Annotated in this window: 15 protein-coding genes; 7 read left to right on the forward strand and 8 right to left on the reverse strand. The window is 75.8% G+C overall.

Annotation, left to right across the window (positions count from 1 at the left end; genetic code table 11):
• Positions 1-26: 26 nt before the first annotated feature.
• Together QRT03_RS11640 and QRT03_RS32175 are read right to left on the reverse strand one after the other, a co-directional pair.
• Complete coding sequence (locus QRT03_RS11640) at positions 27-773, reverse strand: pyrimidine reductase family protein (RefSeq protein WP_286052927.1); 747 nt, start codon at positions 771-773, stop codon at positions 27-29.
• A complete protein-coding gene (locus tag QRT03_RS32175) occupies positions 770-1,270 on the reverse strand; it encodes a DUF3072 domain-containing protein (protein WP_425604818.1) in 501 nt (166 codons plus the stop codon). Before QRT03_RS32175 ends, QRT03_RS11640 begins: the two co-directional genes overlap by 4 nt.
• 615 nt (positions 1,271-1,885) lie before the next feature.
• Here QRT03_RS32175 and gltB point away from each other — a divergent pair.
• Positions 1,886-6,559, forward strand: a complete 4,674-nt coding sequence (gene gltB / locus QRT03_RS11655) for a glutamate synthase large subunit (RefSeq protein WP_286052928.1) — start codon at positions 1,886-1,888, stop codon at positions 6,557-6,559.
• Complete coding sequence (locus QRT03_RS11660; RefSeq protein ID WP_286052929.1) at positions 6,552-8,015, forward strand: glutamate synthase subunit beta; 1,464 nt, start codon at positions 6,552-6,554, stop codon at positions 8,013-8,015. Before gltB ends, QRT03_RS11660 begins: the two co-directional genes overlap by 8 nt.
• An 81-nt stretch (positions 8,016-8,096) precedes the next feature.
• Here the strand turns inward: QRT03_RS11660 and QRT03_RS11665 are convergent, their stop codons facing one another.
• The 3 genes from QRT03_RS11665 to QRT03_RS11675 all read right to left on the reverse strand — a co-directional run bounded on the left by QRT03_RS11665 (position 8,097) and on the right by QRT03_RS11675 (position 10,385).
• Entirely contained in the window at positions 8,097-8,426 is a 330-nt protein-coding gene (locus QRT03_RS11665) for a hypothetical protein (protein ID WP_286052930.1), read from the reverse strand.
• A gap of 166 nt (positions 8,427-8,592) precedes the next feature.
• Positions 8,593-9,372 carry a methyltransferase domain-containing protein gene (locus QRT03_RS11670; protein WP_286052932.1) on the reverse strand — a complete coding sequence of 260 codons (780 nt, stop codon included), beginning with the start codon at positions 9,370-9,372 and terminating at the stop codon, positions 8,593-8,595.
• 11 nt (positions 9,373-9,383) lie between these two features.
• Entirely contained in the window at positions 9,384-10,385 is a 1,002-nt protein-coding gene (locus tag QRT03_RS11675; RefSeq protein WP_286052933.1) for a methylenetetrahydrofolate reductase C-terminal domain-containing protein, read from the reverse strand.
• A gap of 135 nt (positions 10,386-10,520) precedes the next feature.
• Between QRT03_RS11675 and QRT03_RS11680 the strand changes: the two genes are divergently transcribed.
• Positions 10,521-10,949 (forward strand): hypothetical protein, encoded by a 429-nt coding sequence (locus tag QRT03_RS11680; RefSeq protein WP_286052934.1) that lies wholly within the window; start codon positions 10,521-10,523, stop codon positions 10,947-10,949.
• 9 nt (positions 10,950-10,958) lie between these two features.
• On the opposite strand, the gene QRT03_RS11685 is transcribed toward QRT03_RS11680, so the two are convergent.
• Positions 10,959-11,129, reverse strand: a complete 171-nt coding sequence (locus QRT03_RS11685) for a hypothetical protein (RefSeq protein WP_286052936.1) — start codon at positions 11,127-11,129, stop codon at positions 10,959-10,961.
• Between the two features lie 87 nt (positions 11,130-11,216).
• Positions 11,217-12,692, reverse strand: a complete 1,476-nt coding sequence (locus tag QRT03_RS11690; protein ID WP_286052937.1) for an Hsp70 family protein — start codon at positions 12,690-12,692, stop codon at positions 11,217-11,219.
• A 195-nt stretch (positions 12,693-12,887) separates the two neighbouring features.
• Between QRT03_RS11690 and QRT03_RS11695 the strand changes: the two genes are divergently transcribed.
• Genes QRT03_RS11695 through QRT03_RS11710 form a run of 4 tightly spaced genes read left to right on the forward strand, consistent with a single transcriptional unit; the run spans position 12,888 to position 18,513 of the window.
• The gene (locus QRT03_RS11695; RefSeq protein WP_286052938.1) at positions 12,888-13,436 is read left to right on the forward strand and encodes a histidine kinase; all 549 of its coding nucleotides are present in this window, start codon (positions 12,888-12,890) and stop codon (positions 13,434-13,436) included.
• Complete coding sequence (locus QRT03_RS11700) at positions 13,427-14,089, forward strand: response regulator transcription factor (protein WP_286052939.1); 663 nt, start codon at positions 13,427-13,429, stop codon at positions 14,087-14,089. The genes QRT03_RS11695 and QRT03_RS11700 overlap by 10 nt, the downstream gene beginning before the upstream one ends.
• Before the next feature lie 3 nt (positions 14,090-14,092).
• On the forward strand, positions 14,093-15,331 hold the full coding sequence (locus tag QRT03_RS11705; RefSeq protein ID WP_286052940.1) for a sensor histidine kinase: 1,239 nt from the start codon (positions 14,093-14,095) through the stop codon (positions 15,329-15,331).
• Positions 15,328-18,513: an ATP-binding protein gene (locus tag QRT03_RS11710; RefSeq protein ID WP_286052941.1), complete on the forward strand. Its 3,186-nt coding sequence runs from the start codon at positions 15,328-15,330 to the stop codon at positions 18,511-18,513. The genes QRT03_RS11705 and QRT03_RS11710 overlap by 4 nt, the downstream gene beginning before the upstream one ends.
• Here the strand turns inward: QRT03_RS11710 and QRT03_RS11715 are convergent.
• The gene (locus QRT03_RS11715) at positions 18,510-19,262 is read right to left on the reverse strand and encodes a hypothetical protein (protein WP_286052943.1); all 753 of its coding nucleotides are present in this window, start codon (positions 19,260-19,262) and stop codon (positions 18,510-18,512) included. The genes QRT03_RS11710 and QRT03_RS11715 overlap by 4 nt on opposite strands.
• Positions 19,263-19,406: the final 144 nt, after the last annotated feature.

Raw genomic sequence — 19,406 nt, forward strand, 5'->3', positions numbered from 1 at the left:
TCGTCACGCGATGTCACTCGAACGGACTAATTGCGGGCGAGTCGATAGCGCACCAGCAGCCCGTCGTCGTGGGCCAGCACCGACGCGAGCTCCAGGGGGTGGGGCGTGTCGAACGCCGGTCCGGCGAGGATCCGGCCCGGACCGGCCCCGGCGAGCTGCGGGGCGAGGCTCAGGCACAGCTCGTCGACCAGGCCGGCTGCCGCGAGGGCGCCGAACAGGGTCGGGCCGCCCTCGCAGAGCACCCGCCGGAACCCCCGGTCGGCCAGGGCGGCGAGCAGGGCCGCGGGGGAGAGGTCGCCCGCGGCCACCACCTCCGCGGCCGGCCCGTACCGCTCCCGGGCCGCGGGGGCCGCCGCGTCGGTGGTGACCAGGACCGGGGGCACGGCGGTGTCGGTGAACAGCGCCGCGTCCGGCTCCAGGGTCGGCGCGGCGGTGACGACGGCGACCGGCGGCACCTCGGCGAGGCCCCGGGCGCGGCGGCGGGCGCGGAGCTCCGGCGAGGTGCGCGCCCCGCGGTAGCCCTCGGCCGCGACGGTGCCGGAGCCGGCCACGATCACGTCCGCCAGCTCGCGGAGCAGCCCGAACACCGCCCGGTCACCCGGGGCGTGCAACCCGGTGGAGAGGCCGCCGGCGCTGACCGCGCCGTCCGCGCTCGCCACGAAGTTGACGCGGACCCACGGCCGGGCGGGCGCCGCCGGGTAGGCGTAGACCTCCGCCAGCGCCGCCCGGTCGAGCTCGCCCGCCGGGCCGCCGGGCGGCCAGACGTGCCTCACTCCTGGGTGCGCTTCTGCAGGTCGTCGATCGCGCGCGAGGCCTGGGACTTGGTGAGGTCCTTCGGCGGTTCCTCGCCCGCGCGCTGCGCGAGGGTCTCCAGGTAGCTCGCCTGCGGGCCCGTCATCGGCTCCTCGCCGGTGACCCACTCGGTGGTGGGGCGCTCCTGCTTCGAGGGGTCGCCCGCCGGGTCGGAGTCCGAGCCCTGCAACCGCTCGATCTCGTCGTGTGCCTGCGCCTTGGTCAGCCCGGAGGGCGGCTCCTCGCCCGCCTGGTGGGCCAGCGTCTCCAGGTAGCTGGCCTGCGGCCCGGTCATCGGCTCGTCGCCGGTGACCCACTGCGCCGGGTCCTTCTCCGCGGCGGAGTCCCCGCCCGGCGCCTTCACCTCGTGCGGGTCCGGCGCCTCCGGCGCGGCCCGCGTGTCGTCCGTGTGACGTCCGGGGTCTTTCCCATCCGGCGTGTCGGACGGCAGACTGTCGCGCGTGTCGGTCTCGCTCATGATGGCTCCCGAGGTCTCGGCCGTCGTGCGGCGTGGTCGGCTGGTGACGGGCGACGACCGGACCGCGGGTCGGCACAGACCCCCCGAACGGTCGAACACCCGTTCGACACGGTAACGGCATACCCCGACACCGGGGTCCCGATACCCGACGGTTCCCGCAGATCGGGCTGCGGCGAGCACCGTCGGCCGATCGGGACCGGCCGCCCGTCGCGGTGATCCCGCGCGGCGAGCCGGACGCCGACCCACCACCACCTCCAGCACGCTCGGTGACAGCGTCGTCACGTCGTGCGGCGGAATCGGTCCGGAGCACGACCGGCGGGTTGCCGGAACGTGTCGATGAGCACGGTTCGAATCGTCCTCGGACGCGTGCGCGGGGCGATCGCCACCGTTAACGTCAGGTTGCTTCGGGCCACCACACCCCCGACGTCCGGCGGGCCGCACGGACGCGGACCCGCCACCCGGAGAGTCGGCCCATCCCCCCTGACGACCCGCCCACCCGCGGCGGCACGTGCGTGCCGCCCGCCCGATCCGGCCCGGGGAGCCCCCGGCGCCGCATCCTCCGCCTCCGGACCACCCGGGGACCACCACACGACGACGACGGGAGGGCACGAGGCCGTGACCATCACCTCCGGGGCAGCCGCCGACGGCACCGCCGCCAGCACGACCCCTGCCACCACCGCCCCTGCCACCGCCGCTCCTGCGGCGCAGGGCCTCTACGACCCCGCCCACGAGCACGACGCCTGCGGGGTCTCCTTCGTCGCCGACATCGCGGGCCGCCGCGACCACGGCATCGTCGCCAAGGGCATCACCGCCCTGATCAACCTGGAGCACCGCGGCGCCCGCGGCGCCGAGCACGCGACCGGCGACGGCGCGGGCATCCTCATCCAGCTGCCGGACGGGCTCTACCGTCCCGTGCTCGCCGAGCAGGGCGTGACGCTGCCCGAGACCGGTCGCTACGCGGCCGGCATCGCGTTCCTGCCCGCCGACCCCGAGCGGGCCGCCGAGGCGACCGCGATCGTCGAGCGCCTGGCCGCCGAGGAGGGCGTCGAGGTCCTCGCCTGGCGCGACCTGCCGGTCGACCCGGACGGCGCGGGCATCGGCCCGACCGCCCGCGAGGTCATGCCGACCTTCCGCCAGCTGTTCGTCGGTCTCCCGGCCGACGTGGACGCCGTCGTCGACACCCCGAACGCGGGCGACGACGAGGCCGGGATCGAGCTGACGATGGAGCGCCGCGCCTTCGCGCTGCGCAAGCGGACCGAGCACGAGACCCGGGCCGCGGGGTGCGAGACGTACTTCCCTTCGCTGTCCAGCCGCACCGTCGTCTACAAGGGCATGCTCGCCGAGGAGCAGCTCGGGCCGTTCTACGCGGACCTGACCGACGAGCGGACCACCAGCTCGCTGGCCCTGGTGCACAGCCGGTTCTCGACGAACACCTTCCCGGCCTGGGGCCTCGCGCACCCGTACCGCTACCTCGCGCACAACGGTGAGATCAACACGCTGCGCGGCAACCGCAACTGGATGCGGGCGCGCGAGTCGATGCTCTCGACCGGGGCGTTCCAGAAGTACGACCTGGACCGGCTCTTCCCGATCGTCACCCCGGACGCGAGCGACTCGGCGAGCTTCGACGAGGTGCTCGAGTTGCTGCACCTCGGCGGCCGGTCGCTGCCGCACGCGGTGCTCATGATGATCCCGGAGGCGTGGGAGAACCACGACGAGATGGACCCGGCGCGCCGGGCCTTCTACCGGTACCACTCCACGCTGATGGAGGCCTGGGACGGCCCGGCCCTCGCGGCGTTCACCGACGGGTCGGTCATCGGCGCCGTCCTGGACCGCAACGGCCTGCGGCCCGCCCGGTACTGGGTCACCGAGGACGGGCTCGTCGTGCTCGGCTCCGAGGTCGGCGTGCTCGACATCGAGCCGTCGACGATCGTGCGCAAGGGCCGCCTCGAGCCCGGCCGCATGTTCCTCGTCGACACCGTCGGGCGCCGCATCGTCGACGACGACGAGATCAAGAGCGAGCTCGCCGCGGAGCACCCCTACGAGGAGTGGCTGCACGCCGGGATGATCGAGCTGGCCGACCTGCCGGCCCGCCACCGCGTGCCGTTCGACCACGACGTCCTCGTCCGCCGCCAGCAGACCTTCGGCTACACCGGCGAGGAGCTGACGCTGCTCCTGCGCCCGATGGCCACCGGCGGCGCCGAGGCGACCGGCTCGATGGGCAACGACGCGCCGCTCGCGGCCTTCTCCAGCCGCAGCCGCTCGCTGTTCGACTACTTCACCCAGCTGTTCGCGCAGGTCACCAACCCGCCGCTGGACGCCTACCGCGAGGAGCTCGTCACCTCGCTGCAGGTCCAGCTCGGGTCGGAGACCAACCTGCTGGAGGTCTCGCCGGCCTCCTGTCGCCGCGTCGTCCTGCCGCTGCCGGTGATCGACGACGACGAGCTCGCGCAGCTCGTCGGCATCAACGACGACGGGAACCTGCCCGGCTTCGCCCCGCACGTGGTCTCCGGCCTCTACGAGGTGGCCGGCGGGGGCGACGCGCTGCGGGCCCGGCTCGCCGAGATCCGGGCGGAGGTCTCCGCGGCGATCGACGACGGCGCCCGCGTGATCATCCTGTCCGACCGCAACTCGGACGGGCGGTTCGCGCCGATCCCGTCGCTGCTGCTCACGGGCGCGGTGCACCAGCACCTGGTCCGGGAGAAGACCCGCACCCGCGTCGACCTCGTCGTCGAGGCCGGCGACGTGCGCGAGACCCACCACGTCTCGCTGCTGATCGGCTACGGCGCCTCGGCGGTCAACCCGTACCTGGCGCTCGACACGGTCGCCGACCTGATCGACCGCGGCGTCATCACCGGCGTCGGCGTGCCCACCGCGACCCGCAACGTGGTCGAGGCGCTCGCCAAGGGCGTCCGCAAGGTGATGAGCAAGATGGGCGTCTCGACGGTCGCGTCCTACATCGGCGCGCAGATCTTCGAGGCCATCGGGCTCGGCCCGGAGGTCGTCGACGACTGCTTCACCGCCACCACCTCCCGCCTCGGCGGCATCGGCTACGACGTCCTCGCCGAGGAGGTCGCGATCCGCCACCGGGTGGCGTGGCCGGCCGACGGCGTGCGCGCGCAGCACCGCGAGCTGGTGGTCGGCGGCGAGTACCAGTGGCGCCGTGAGGGCGAGCTGCACGTGTTCAACCCGCACACGGTGTTCAAGCTGCAGCACTCCACCCGCACGCAGAACTACGACACGTTCAAGGAGTACACCCGCGCGGTCGACGAGCAGAGCTCCTCGCTGCTGACCCTGCGCGGGCTGTTCGGGTTCAAGGACCGCCCCTCGATCCCGATCGAGGAGGTCGAGCCGGTCGCCGAGATCGTGAAGCGGTTCAACACCGGCGCCATCTCCTACGGGTCGATCTCGCAGGAGATGCACGAGGTCCTCGCGATCGCGATGAACCGTCTCGGCGGGCGCTCGAACACCGGCGAGGGCGGCGAGGACCCGGGCCGCTACACCCGCGACCCGAGCGGCGACTCCCGCCGCTCCGCGGTCAAGCAGGTGGCCTCCGGGCGCTTCGGCGTCACCAGCGAGTACCTGGTCAACTCCGACGACATCCAGATCAAGATCGCGCAGGGCGCGAAGCCCGGCGAGGGCGGGCAGCTGCCCGGCCACAAGGTCTACCCCTGGATCGCGCGGACCCGGTTCTCGACGCCGGGTGTGGGCCTGATCAGCCCGCCCCCGCACCACGACATCTACTCGATCGAGGACATCGCCCAGCTCATCCACGACCTGAAGAACGCCAACGACCGCGCCCGCGTCCACGTCAAGCTGGTCTCCCAGGTCGGCGTCGGGACGGTCGCGGCCGGCGTCTCCAAGGCCAAGGCCGACGTCGTGCTCATTTCCGGTCACGACGGCGGAACGGGCGCCTCGCCGCTGTCCTCGATCAAGCACGCGGGCGGACCGTGGGAGCTCGGGCTCGCCGAGACCCAGCAGACGCTGCTGCTCAACGGCCTGCGCGACCGCATCGTCGTGCAGACCGACGGCCAGCTGAAGACCGGTCGCGACGTCATGATCGCGGCGCTGCTCGGGGCCGAGGAGTACGGGTTCGCGACGGCGCCGCTGGTCGTCTCCGGCTGCATCATGATGCGGGTCTGCCACCTCGACACCTGCCCGGTCGGCGTCGCGACGCAGAACCCGAAGCTGCGCGCGAAGTTCGACGGCAAGGCCGACTACGTCGTGGCGTTCATGGAGTTCATCGCCCAGGAGGTGCGCGAGCACCTCGCGGCGCTGGGCTTCCGGTCGCTGGAGGAGGCCATCGGGCACACCGAGGTCCTCGACACCCGCGCGGCCGAGTCGCACTGGAAGGCCGAGGGGCTCGACCTCTCGCCGATCCTGCACCGTCCGGAGCTGCACGGGGCCTACGCCGAGCAGACGCTCTACTGCTCGAAGTCCCAGGACCACGGGCTGGACAAGGCGCTCGACCACACCCTGATCCAGCTCGCCGAGGGCGCGCTGGCCGACGGGTCGCCGGTGCGCCTGGAGCTCCCGGTCCGCAACGTCAACCGCACCGTCGGGACGATGCTCGGCTCGGAGGTGACGCGGCGCTTCGGCGGGGCGGGCCTCCCCGACGACACCATCGACGTGACGTTCACCGGCTCGGGCGGGCAGTCGTTCGGTGCGTTCCTGCCGCGCGGGGTGACCCTGCGGCTGGTCGGCGACACGAACGACTTCCTCGGCAAGGGCCTGTCGGGCGGGCGGATCAGCGTGCGCCCGCACCCGGACGCCCAGCTCGTCGCCGAGGAGAACATCGTCGCGGGCAACGTCATCGGCTACGGCGCCACCGAGGGCGAGATCTTCCTGCGCGGGAAGGTCGGCGAGCGCTTCTGCGTCCGCAACTCCGGGGCTCGCGCGGTCGTCGAGGGCGTCGGCGACCACGGGTGCGAGTACATGACCGGTGGTCGCGCGGTGATCCTCGGGCCGATCGGACGCAACTTCGCGGCCGGCATGTCCGGGGGGATCGCCTACGTGCTCGACCTCGCCGAGCGCCGGGTGAACCATCAGATGGTCGAGCTCGAGGTGCCCGGCGTGTCCGACCTCGAGGACCTGCGCGCCCTCGTCGAGAAGCACTACGCGGCGACCGACTCCGCCGTCGCGCACGGGCTGCTCACCGACTGGGAGGCCGCCTCGCTGCGGTTCACCAAGGTGATGCCCGTGGACTTCAAGCGGGTCCTGGCAGCGACCGCGGACGCCGAGCGCGACGGCCGCGACGTCAACGACGCGATCATGGAGGCGGCTCGTGGCTGACCCCCGCGGTTTCATGACCACCGGCCGGGAGCTCCCGCGCCGTCGCCCGGTGGACCTGCGCCTCAAGGACTGGCACGAGGTCTACGAGGAGCTCAACGAGACGACGCTGAAGAAGCAGGCCGGACGCTGCATGGACTGCGGCATCCCGTTCTGCCACCAGGGCTGTCCGCTCGGGAACATGATCCCGGAGTGGAACGACCTGGTGTGGCGCGACGACTGGTCGGAGGCCATCGAGCGCCTGCACGCCACGAACAACTTCCCGGAGTTCACCGGGACGCTGTGCCCCGCCCCGTGCGAGGCGGCGTGCGTGCTCGGGATCAACTCCGACCCGGTCACCATCAAGCAGGTCGAGATCGAGATCATCGACAAGGCCTGGGAGGAGGGCTGGGTCCGCCCGCAGCCGCCCGAGGCGCGGACCGGCTTCTCGGTCGCCGTCGTCGGCTCCGGCCCGTCCGGTCTCGCCACCGCCCAGCAGCTGACCCGCTCCGGGCACGACGTCACCGTGTTCGAGCGCGCCGACCGCATCGGCGGGCTGCTGCGCTACGGCATCCCCGAGTTCAAGATGGAGAAGCGCCGGCTCGACCGTCGCCTCGAGCAGATGGCCGCCGAGGGCACGCACTTCGTCGCGGGTATCGAGGTCGGCGGCGACGGCGAGCAGGACCTCTCCGTCGAGGAGCTGCGCTCGCGGTTCGACGCCGTCGTCCTGGCCGTCGGGGCCACCGACTGGCGCGACCTGCCCATCCCGGGCCGGGAGTACCACGGCGTGCACCAGGCGATGGAGTACCTGCCGCCGTCGAACCGGGTGCAGCAGGGTGACTACTCCCGCTCGGACATCGACGTCGCCGGCAAGCACGTCGTCGTCATCGGCGGCGGCGACACCGGCGCGGACTGCGTCGGGACCGCCCACCGCCAGGGCGCGGCGTCGGTGACCCAGCTCGAGATCATGCCGATCCCGCCGTCGGAGCGTCCGGCCACCAACCCCTGGCCGACCTACCCGGCGATCTTCCGCGTCTCCTCGGCCCACGAGGAGGGCGGCGAGCGGCTCTTCTCGGTCAACACCGAGGAGTTCCTCGGCGACGAGCACGGGAACCTGCGGGCGCTCAAGCTCGTCGACGTGCAGCGCGTCGGCGGGAAGTTCGAGCCCGTCGAGGGTTCCGAGCGGGAGCTCGAGGCCGACTTCGTCTTCCTCGCCATGGGCTTCCTCGGCCCGCAGAAGGCCGGTCTGCTCGACGCCCTCGGCGTGGAGTACGACGAGCGCGGCAACGTCCGGCGCGACGCCTCCTACGAGTCGACGGTGCCCGGCGTGTTCGTCGCGGGCGACGCCGGCCGCGGCCAGTCGCTCATCGTGTGGGCCATCGCCGAGGGCCGGTCCGCCGCCCGCGGCGTCGACGAGAAGCTGACCGGGCGCGACGTGCTGCCGCGTCCGATCAACCCGGGAGACCGCGCCTTCGCGTAGGCGTCACCGCCACGTCGACCGTACGAGCGGGCCGTTCGTCACCTTCTTGCGTGATGAACGGCCCGTTCGTGGTTCCGGGGGCTAGGCCGAACGGCTCACGATGGGCCCGGTGTTGATCGCGGGCACCGTGACCTGCAGGCGGTGCGAGGTGACCTGCCAGAAGCGGCGTTCCGGGTCGACCCGGCGCCAGGTCTCGGCGGCCTCGTGGACCTCGTCCTGCGACAGCCCGCGGTTCGGCACCACGGCCATGGGGGAGCGCAGGGTGAACCGGCGCCGCGGCGACGGCACCACCTCGAGCGCGGTGGCGAGGGCCGCCCACGCGTCCACGGCGCTGCCGTGCACGCTGACCGTCGTCGGCCCGACACCGTCACCGAGCAGCACGGTGTAGGCGCTGACCGCGTCGTACGTCACGTTGCCCTCCTCCTGCTCCCGGCGGGAGCTGTTGGCCTGTCCAGCACAACGGGTCGACCGCCCTCCGGGCCACCCGACACGCAGGCGCCAGCGCCGGGCTGAACCGATTCCGCGTCCGGCGGTCCACCCCTCCGGACGTCGCCCGACCGGCCGTACCGCCGGGCGATCAGGCCCCGGTGACGTCGGTCGCCGAGCAGCGCAGGAGCACGATCACCACGTCGCGGGACTCCATCAGTCCGCCGAGCAGCTCCGTCTGCTCCTGCGCCTGCTGCCAGCGCGGGTCGTCGCGGTGCTCCCGCGCCACCAGCGCGTCCACCGCGTCCGCCCGCCGCGTCCACTCCGGCGGGGCCTCGGGCAGCGCGTCGGCCTCGATCCGGTCGTGCACGCGGAAGCCGGTGGCCGTGAGATCGCGGTGCAGGTCGACGTCGGTGGGGAAGGAGTTGCTCTCCAGTTCGGCGGCCCGCTCGCCCCGGGCGACCGGGACAAGCAGCCCGAGCCGCCCGCCGCGCCGCAGCACGCGGTGCAGCTCGGTGAGGACCGCCCGTTTGTCGGGGACGGTGTCCAGCACACCGAGGGCCCAGGCCGCGTCGATGCAGTCGTCGACCAGGGGGAGCTGCTCGGTCCACGCCGCGACCGCGGGCCGGCCGAACAGCCGTACGGACGCCGCGGCGGCGTGCGCCATGGGCTCCGCGAGCACCACCGGACCGCGCCACCGCCACGAGTACTCGGTCGCCAGCCAGGCCGTCGGGCCGCCGAGCCCGGATCCGGCGTCGAGGAACCGGTCGCCGTCGTCGAGCTCGAGCCCGTCGGCGAGCCAGGCCAGGTCCGCGGGCCGCCCGGACCCCCGGCAGGCGGCCGGGATGGCATGGTCGGTCCCCAGCTCCGCGACCGCCCGCTCGGTCCACGCCGCGACGGTGTCGAACTCGGCTTCCAACGCCTCCTGCACCGCGCGCTCCCTCACCTGCCGTGGGCGGCACGGACTCGCCGGCCCACTTCCGCCTTCAGTTCGGCGGCAGGTACCCATCCGGCACTCGAGCCGACACCGGAGAGATTCACCCCGACGACGCCCTCGACGGCGAGCAGCGCCCGCGCCTCCTCGACGGCTGCGGAGATGCCGGCCTCGACCGGGTCGTCGGCGTCCAGGACGGCCTGCACCGCCTCCGGCGCGAGGTCGAGCCCCGGCAGCTCGGCGAGCCCGCGGGCGGTCCGCACGTCGGTGTAGACCGCGACCCCGGCGATCAGCGGTAGCGTCACGCCGGCCGCGCGACCCGCCGTCAGGAACGCGTCCAGCACGGCGGGGGAGGCGACGTGGTTGCCGATCACGAGCCGGGCGCCGGCGGCCTGCTTGGCGGCCAGGGTCGCGACCCGCCGGTCCACCGGCGGGGCGGCGGGGGCGACGGAGACGGTCGCGACCAGTCCGGCGTCCGCGGCGAGGTGGGCCAGCCGGGTCGCGTCGAGGTCGAACACCTGGGTCGCGCCCGCGCCGACGGTCGTCGCGGCGCCGCTCCCGGGCCGGCTGTCGCCGGTCACGCACAGCACGCCCTCGACCCCGAGGGCCGCGAGCCCGACCACCTCCTGCTCGAGCACCACCCGGTTGCGGTCGCGGCAGGTCAGCGTGACCCACGGCCGCGCGCCGAGCTCGAGCAGCTGGGCGGCGAGCATCGTGGGCGGGAAGTCGGCGCGGTCGTGCAGGTCGGCGACCAGCACCGCGTCGGCCCCGGCCATGAGCCGCGGGGCCACCTCCCGCAGCGTCGACGGGTCGCGCGCGGGGACCGCGAGGTCGGAGAGCACCAGCGGGGGGTTCACGACGGCGGGTGCGGCGGGCTCGGGCCCGTCCCAGGGCAGCACCGGGGTGCCGGAGGTCCACGGGCAGGGGAGGGCCTCGTCGAGCTCGCACGCCCCGGAGGGCCGCACCCCGCCGCACGGCCCGTACTGCATCCGCTTCGGGCAGGTGATCACCGCGCGGGAGTGCCCTCTCGGAGTGGGGTTGACCCCACCCGGGCGGAGGGCCGACACCCTCGGCGCGCAGGCCGCGGACGGCGACGCTTCTCGTGTCGGTCGACCGGGACCGACGGAAGCGCCGAGGAGCCCCCCGTGACCGTCACCGCCCGTCCCGTGCCCGCCCGGGGGCAGTCGTCCCTCGAGACCCCGACCACGCGGATCCCGCTCGCCGGCACCGTCGTCGTCCGTCACCCCGCCCCGCCGGTCCGGGTGCCGCACCCCTCGTTCCCGCCGTTCCCGGCACCGCCCGTCCCGATCCCGGCACAGCCCTCCGGGTACGGCTACCCGCCGCCCGGGGCCTACCCCGTGCCGCCGCTGCAGGCCCCGTTCTCCCCGGCCGGCTCGGGCGCGGCGGGCGTACCGTGGGGGCCGCTGTCCGGTCCGCTGCCGGTCGCCCCGTCGGCCGCGGGCCCCGCCCGGCGGCGGGGCGCGACCGCGGTCGTGCTCACGGCCGTCCTCCTGTTCGTCCTGCTCGTGGGCGGCGGGATCGTGGCCTACCTGGGCACGGTCGGCCTCGTGTGATCGGTGCCGTCAGGCCTCCAGCAGACCCGCGTCCCGGAGGCGCATGACGACGAACTGGTCGGCCAGCGGAACGCCGTCGACGAGGATGCGGTCGCCCACGAGCGCGCCCCGCCCCGACGCGAGGGTGGCGAGGACCGCGCGGTCGCGGGCGGTGAGGGTGGTGGCCAGGTCGGTGGTCATGGCGATCTCCTCGTCGTCGTTCGGTGATGAGGAGAGGTCTGACGGCGGGTGTGGTTGCGTCCGGCGCGCGCGGTTCCCCCGGTGGTGTCAGACCTCCAGCAGGAACCACACGCCGGCCGCCAGCGCCCCGAGCAGCACGACCGCGATCACGATCGTCAGCAGGACGGTCCGCACGCGCCCGGTCGACGGGGGAGGTGCGGGCTCCGGGGGCGGGGCCGGGGGTGGTGGGACCGGTGACCGGAACGGCGCGCTCGGGGGCCCGCCGGGGAAGGGACCCGACGGCGGCCCCACCGGAGGGAAGGGCACGGAGGGCGGTCCGACCGCGCGTCCGGGCGGCGGTCCCGCGACGCGCCCGGGCGGGGCACCCGCGGGCCGGGACAGGGGTGGCGGGGGGCCGGCCGGCAGGCGCACGACCGTCGTCCGCTCGTCGGAGGAGTCGGACCGCCGGAGCGGGGTGAGCGTGGTGCGGCCGTCCACGATCGGCTCCGGGGAGGCGGCCGGCGGGGGCGGGGCGGGCACCGCGGCCGCCGTGCGGACCGCGCCGAGCGCGACGACGTGGTCGGGGTGCGCCTCGACCACCACCGGCGCGGCGACGGCCTCCCGGACGCTCCGCACCACGAGCGGGACCCGGGCCGAGCCACCCACCAGGAGCACCGCGGCCAGGTCGCCCGGCGCCACCGGGGCCGCGTCCAGGGCCTGCCGCAACGTCTCCACGACCCGGGCCACCACGGGCGCGATCCGCTCCTCGAGGGCCGCGCGCGTCAGGGTCACGTCCACGTGGCGGCCGGGCAGCAGCAGCGGCACCCGGACCTCGTCGTCGAGCGTGAGGGCCTCCTTGGCCTCCACGCACTCCGCGCGGAAGCGTGCCAGGGCCGGTCCCGACGCCGGGTCCTCCGGGTCGAACTCGGCGAGCAGGCCTCCGGAGGCCTCGTCGACGAGGGCACTCACGGCGTCGTCGAGATCGGCGCCGCCGAGCCGTTCGGTCGCGACGGGCGCCCCCACGACCGTCCCGTCCCGCACCACCGAGGCCTCGCAGGACGTCCCGCCGAGGTCCAGCACCGCCACCGGGGCGCCCGCCGTCACCGGGCGCACCGCGGCGACGTGCCGCGCGGCCGCCTCCGGGTCGGGCACGGCCAGGGCCTCGGGCAGGTCCGCCGCGGCGGCGACGTCCTCGAACAGCCCGCGGCGGTAGGGCCCCCACGACGCCGGGTGCGCCAGCACCACCCGCTCCGGCCGGTCGCCGCGCACGGCGACGGCCCGGTCGACGACGCCGCGCAGCATCGCGGCGAGCAGGTCCGTGGCGGGTTCGCCGCGGTCACCGAGCAGCACCGGGGTCGGGTCGCCGAGCCGGCGGCGGACCTCGCGGGCGACGCGCTCGGGCTCGACGACGGCCCGGCGGGCGGCGCGCTCGCCGGTGAGCAGTGCGCCGTCGCCGCGGCGGGCGACGACCGCGGGCGCGAGGACCGCGCGCTCGCCCAGCGGGACCATGTCCACCCGCTCGGCGTCGCCGGCGGCCGCCGCGATCGTGGTGGTCCCCAGGTCCACGCCGAGGACGTAGGACACGCTGCCACCCCCGCTCCGGTCGCGATCTCGACGGATCGTAACCACGGGTGATGCGGACGGGCGAGGATGTCGGGCACGATCACGGGCGTGCAGCACGGATCGTCACACGCCGGGCGCGTCAAGGGGGCCATCCCTACCCCGCGGGAGGGCGCGCCCCCTCGCCCCACCGCCCGCCGGCGTCGCAGACTCGCGGGCATGACGACGGCGGACGACCCCACCCGCCGTCGGGAACGGCGGCGGGAGCACTGGCAGCGCCGCCGCGGCCTGGAGCGCCGTCTGCACGACGGGGCCGCGCTGCGGATCTCCTCGCTCGCGCTGCGACTGGGCCTGCTCGACGCCCCGCGGGAGCAGGTCGACGCCCTGCAGGGCGAGGTGGCCTCCGCGCTCGACGAGCTGCGGGCCGTCGCCGCCGGGATCTACCCGCCGCTGCTGCACGAGGCGGGCCTGGGGCCCGCGCTGCTGGAGGCGGTCCGGGCGAGCGGCGCGGACGTCGCGCTCGACGTCACCGACGAACGCTGCGGCGCTGCAGCCGAGGGTGCGGCCTACTTCGCCCTGGTCGACGTCCTCGCCGCCGGGTCCGGTCCGCTCGCGGTCACCGCGCGCCGCGAGGGCAGCACCCTCGTCGTGCGGATCGACGGGGCCGACCCGGCCCTGGCCTGCGTCCTGGACGACGAGGCCGCGCCGCTGGGCGGGACCGTCGACACCGACTCCTCCCTGATCGTCGCGAGGTTCCCGTGCGGGTAGCGCTGGCCGAGGACGGAGCCCTGTTCCGGCAGGGCCTGGTGATGCTGCTGGAGGCGGCGGGGCACGAGGTGGTGGCCTGCGAGCCCGGCGGCGACGAGCTGCTGCGGGCGCTCGCCGGGCAGCCGGTGGACGTCGCGGTGCTCGACATCCGGATGCCGCCCGAGCCCGACGGCGGGCTCGTCACCGCCGAGCGGCTCCGCGCGAGCCATCCCGACACCGGCCTGCTCTTCCTGTCGCACTACGCCGAGTCGCACTACCTGGTGCGCATCCTCGAGATCGGCACGGAGCGGATCGGCTACCGGCTCAAGGAGAAGGTCGGCAGCGTCGACGTGCTGTCGGACACCCTGACCCGGATCGCCGAGGGCGAGATCGTCATCGAGCCGGTCCTGGCCCGACGCCTCGTCGAGAAGCCCCGCAACGACCGGGCGAACGTGGTGGCGGCGCTCTCGGAGCGGGAGCGCGACGTCCTGAAGCTCATGGCCGAGGGGCGCGCGAACGGCGCGATCGCGGGCGAGCTGTTCGTCAGCGGGAAGGCCGTCGAGAAGCACATCGCGAGCATCTTCGACAAGTTCGGTCTGCACGCGGACGCCACGGAGAGCAACCGTCGCGTGCTCGCGGTGCTGACCTACCTGCGCTCCCAGCGCGAGGGGTGAGTCGTGCCGGCGGGTGTGGTGCGCGCACTCTCCGCCGCTGCGGTGGTCGGCGTGTGCCTGCTGCTCGCCGTCGTGGCCGGGGACCTCCTGCTCGGTCCGGCGGGGCCGGTGCTCGCGCCGTTCGCGGGGGCCGGGCTGGCGGCCGCCGTGCTGGCGGCGACCGGTCTCGGCACCGCGCGGCGGACCGACGGGGCCGGCGCCGGGCGGTCCGCCGTGCTCGCGGCCGCGACCGGGGACGCGGACTCCCTGCCCGCCCTCGCCGGGGTGCTGCGCGAGGGCACGCACGCCGAGCACGCCGAGGTGTGGCTGGCCGGTCCGGACGGTCTGACCGCCCAGACCGCGGACGACCGGGCCCCGTCCCTCGCGGCCCTGCTCACCCGCCCGGACGTCGACCACGCGCACCCGGTGCTCGACGGCGACTCCCGCAGCGCCGAGCTCCGGGCGGTGCTGACGCTGGGCAAGCCGGGCCGGGCGGTCAGCGCGACCGACCGCGCGCTCGTCGCCGACGTCGCGGAGGCCACCGGGCTGCTCGTCCGCGGCCTCGCCCGCGGCGAGCGGCTCCGGGCCCGGGTGGCGCGCTCGGCCGAGCTCGCCCGCGAGACCGAGGAGTCGCGCCGTCGGCTCGGGCGCGCCCGGGAGATCGAGCGGCGCCGGCTCGTCGGCGAGCTCTCCGGCGCCACGACCGACCGGCTCGCCGCCGTCCGGCGCGCGGTCGAGGACGCGGTCGAGGTCGTCGACGAGGGGCTGGAGCCGGACTCCGACGACGACGACCGCGCCGAGGCGGCCGACCTCGCCCGCCACCACCTGTACTCCGCCCGGCAGCGCCTCGAGGAGCTGCTCGACCGGTTCCGGGTGATCGCCCGCGGCGTGCACCCCGCGGTGCTGCGCGACCAGGGCCTGCGCGCCGCGCTCGAGGAGGTCGTGGCCGACCTGCCCCGCCCGGTGCACCTCTCCGGCCGCCTGCCCCGGCTGCCGTGGGAGGTCGAGTCCGGGCTCTACTACGCCGCCGTCGCCACCCTCTCCGCGGTCCCCGGCGACGCCCCGCTCGAGCTGGTGCTCGCCCGGGTCGGCGACCGCGCGTCGGTCGCGGTGACCGTGCCGGACGACCCGGGACCGGTGCTGGCCTCCCTCGGTGAGGACGCCGACCGGCTCGCCGCGCTCGGCGGGGCCCTGGACGCCGAGGCCGAGGGGCTCCGGGCCTGGCTGCCGGTGGAGCTCTCGCCCGTGGTGGAGTCCCGGTGACCGGGCGGGCGGCGTCGATCGCCTTCGGGATCGTGTTCGCGGTCGTCACGGTGATGACCCTCGTGTGGCTCACGGTGGGCGCCCTCGTCAGCACCCCGTTGAACGAGTCGTCCGGCCAGGCCGTCGTCGACTACCTGGCGAGCGCGGTCAACCTCGTCGTCGCGGTGGTGCTGCTGCGCCTCGGCGGGTCCGCATGGCCCACCCGGCTGCTGGCGCTGGCGATGGTCGGGTCGGCGGGCGCGTTCAACCTGCAGGCGCACGCCGCCACGCTCGCCGTCCGGGACGCGACCGGGCTCGAGATCGGCGAGCTGCACCAGGTGCTGCTGCACGGGATCGCGGGCGCCGCCTACGCCGGCGCCCTGCTGCTGGTCACCGGCATCCCGTCCCGACGGCGGGTGCTGGTCGGCGTGGTCGGGGCGGCGCTGTTCGTCGCGGGGTTCGGGACCGCGCTGCTGCCGCACACGGTCAGCTGCGTGGTGTTCTTCGGCTTCGGGGTGCCGCTGCTCGGCGTGCTCGCCGTCGGCCCCGCCGTGCGCCGTGGACCGACCCCGGAGGCCCGGGCCCGGGCGCGGCTGCTGACCAGCGTGCTCGTCGCCGCCCTCGGCGCCGCGGTGGTCCTCGCCCTGCTCACCGGGGTCCTCGCGCTGTTCGGCCGGCCCGGCCTGACCCTCGACGACCCGACCGCGCGGCACGGCGGCCTCGGTGCCGACCTCCCGCTCGCCCTGCTGTTCTGGTTCGCCCGGATCACCGCCGCCGTGCTCGCACTGGCCGTGCTCGCCGCCGACCGCGCGCGCTCGGCCGAACGCGGCCTGCACCGGGTGCTCGGCGCCCTGCTCGCCGTGGTCGCGGTCGGCGGGCTCGCGGTCCTCGCCTCGACGCTGGTCGGCGCCCTGCTCGGCCCGGCCGCGGGCTGGGTCGCGGCGGCGGTGGTCGCGGCCGGGGTCTGGCTGCCGGTCGCGGGCGCGGCCGACCGCCTCGCCGAACGGCTCCTGTCCGGCCGGCGGGCCACCCCGGCGGGCGTCCTCGCGCAGGTGTCGGCGTTCGCCCGGGACGACACCTCGATCGAGGGCGTCCCCGAGGCGCTCGGCCGCGCCCTCGGCGCCCGCGCCGTGCGCCTGACCGTGCACCGCGACGGGATGCGCGACCGGGTGCTGACCTGGCGCGACGTGGGCGCGGGCGAGCCGGCCGTCGAGGTCGCCGTCCGCCACGGCGGCGCACAGATCGGCACGCTGGCCGTGGACCCCGAGGCCCTGGCCGGATCGGGCGACCGGCAGCGGCTCGTCGCCGAGGTCGCCGACGGGCTCGGACCCGTCCTCGCCGCCCACCGGGCGGAGATCGAGCTCGAACGCCAGCTCCGGGCCGCCACCGCCCATGCGGAGCGCATCGCCGCGTCCCGTCGGGCGCTCGTCGCCGAGATGGACGCCGAGCGCCGGGGGATCGAGCGGAACCTGCACGACGGGGCCCAGCTCCATCTCGTCTCGCTCCGCCTCACCCTGGGCCTCGCCGAGCACCACGCCGGGGCGGGTCGGCTCGACGGGACCCGCGAGCAGCTGACCCGGCTCGCCGAGCAGCTCGACACCGCCGAGGCGGTGCTCGCCGAGACCGTGACCGGGGTGTCCTCGGCGACCCTCGCGGAGCAGGGCCTCGTCGCGACCCTCCGGGCCGACCTCGCGGACGCCGGCGACGTGACGGTGCTGGCGGACGGGATCCGGCGCCACGACGAGGCCGTCGAGGCGGCGGCGTACTTCGTGTGCCTGGAGGCGGTGAACAACGCGCGCAAGCACGCCGCCGGCGCCCCGATCCGGGTCCGGCTGGGGGAGCGGGACGGGGTCCTGCACCTCGAGGTCGCCGACGACGGCCCGGGCTTCGTGGTCTCCGCGGGCGGCCCCGGGCGCGGCATGCGCAACCTCTCCGCCCGCCTCGCGCGGGTCGGCGGGCACGTCACCGTCACCTCCGCGCCGGGGGAGGGGACGGTGGTGCGGGGGGAGATCCCGCTGCACGAGGCCGCGCCGGTGGCGCCCGAGCCCGCGACCGGCCTGACGGCGTTCGTGCGGCAGGCCGGGGCGGCCGCCCACGACGAGCAGCAGGCCCGCGACGCACGCGTCGCCGCCGGGGCCCGGGCCCTGATCGAGGACGTCCGGTCGCAGAGGGGGCGGACGGCGCCGCCTCCGGCGCCGCGGCCGCCAGTCGCCGAGGACACCCGGCTGCTCGCGGTGGTGCCCACGCTGGGCGCCGGACCCGAGCTGCCGTCGACGTCGGTCCCGGCGCCGTTGCCGCCGTCCGGGTCCGGCCTGTTCGACGCCACGCAGGCGCTGTTCCGACAGGCCGTCGAGGAGGTCCCGGTCGGGCACCCGGCCGCGGAGACGGTGCAGGGCCTCGCGGCCCGCCTCGCGGCGCCGTGGCGGATCGGGGTGACGGGACCGACCGCGGCCGACGCCCGCGCCGTCGCGGGGACGCTGTCCGGGCTCGTCGAGAAGCCCTGCGCGGTCGTCGACCTCGCCGGTCGGGCCGCGCTCGGTCCGCTCGCACCCGCCGAGATCGTCGACGTCCTGGTGCTGCTCGCCGAGGACGACGAGGGGACCCGGGTCCCGGACTGGCTCGCCGCGGTCCCGACGGTCGGTGCCCGCGTGGTGCCCCCGGTGTCGGTGAGCGCGGACGACCCGCTCACCGGGATCGTCCGCGTGGCCCTGCCCGGCGCCGGCGCGACCGGGGGGAAGAACCTGGGGCGGCTCGCGGGCCTGGTCGTCGCGCACGGCCGCCCGGCGGCGGCCCGCCGGCGGGCCCTGGACGCGCTCGCGGCGGCCGACGAACTGCTCGCCCGCGACCCCGACCGTCCCTGGACCCGGTGGTTGGCCGGCGAGGTCGAGCGGGTGCGGGCCGGTGGGGCGCAGGAGCTCGCGGAGGCCGCGCTCGCGGCCGACCTCGACGCCGGACGGGTCGCGCTGCCCGTCGCCCGCCGCGAGGCCGCGGTGCGGCTGCTCACCGGCCCCGAGCCGCGGGTCCGGCTGGGTCTCGAGGTCGGCGCCGACGCCGCGGAGGTCGCCCGGGCCGCCCGGGAGCAGCACGCGGTGTGGCAGCGGCTGGCCGCGCACCCGGGCGCCGCGCGCGACGTCCGCGCCGCCGCCGCCGTCCTGGCCGCGGCCTGCGAGGCGCTGCCGACCCGGGAACCGTCCGGACGCTAGCCGGCGCACCCCAGCTCGGCCCGCCACGCCGCGGTCCGCGGACGGTACTGCGGGTCGACCTCGACGTGCTGCTCGTCGAGCATCCGCTCGAACGCGGGAACGGTCCGCGCGACGTCCCGCGGACCGCAGTGCGTGGAGAGCTCGACCAGCTCGCGCCCGCTCGGGAAGCGGAAGTGCTCGAGGTCCGCGCGGGACAGGCCCCACCGCGCGGACGCGACCTTGACCCGGCTGACCACCAGCGGCCCGTGCACCCGCAGGTCGCGCAGGCACGCCTCGTCGACGGCCCCCTGCCCGCCGCGGCAGGCCCATGCCCGCTGGGCCGACGACAGCAGGCGCCCGCCGGCCGCGGTGCTCTCGATGGCCTCGGTCGCCGCGGCCGGGTCGACCTCGCACCGGACCTCGACGTCGAGCCACAGGCCGCCGGGGACGACGTCGAGCTCCACCCGCCCGCCCCGCGGGGTGCGGCAGCAGGCCGACGAGCCGGTGCGACGGGCGGAGACCGCGAGGTCGTAGCGGCCGCGGGCCCGGCGACGCAGGCGCACCTCGACCCCGGCCCGCAGCAGGTCGAGCCCCGCGGTGTCGACCAGGTAGGTCTGCCGGGTGCTCCACGTCGGGGCGGGACGACCGGTCAGGGCCTCCGCGGCCGCGTCCGGGGACGAGCGGAGCGACGTCTTCAGCTCGACGCTGTCCGCCGGCGCGGTGTGGGTGCTGAGCTGCACCAGGGCCTCGGGTGTCCCGAATCTGGCCACGGGGGCTCTCCGGCCTCCTCACCTGAGCGCGACGCCCGGTCGTCGTCGACGCGTCGTGACCCGACTCTAGGGGGTGTCCGGCATCACGACGAGGGTCGGCGATGATCGACATCCGATCGGCCCAGGAACCTCGACCTCGATCGA

The organism is Actinomycetospora termitidis (assembly GCF_030286555.1).
GTDB classification, from domain to species: Bacteria; Actinomycetota; Actinomycetes; order Mycobacteriales; family Pseudonocardiaceae; genus Actinomycetospora; species Actinomycetospora termitidis.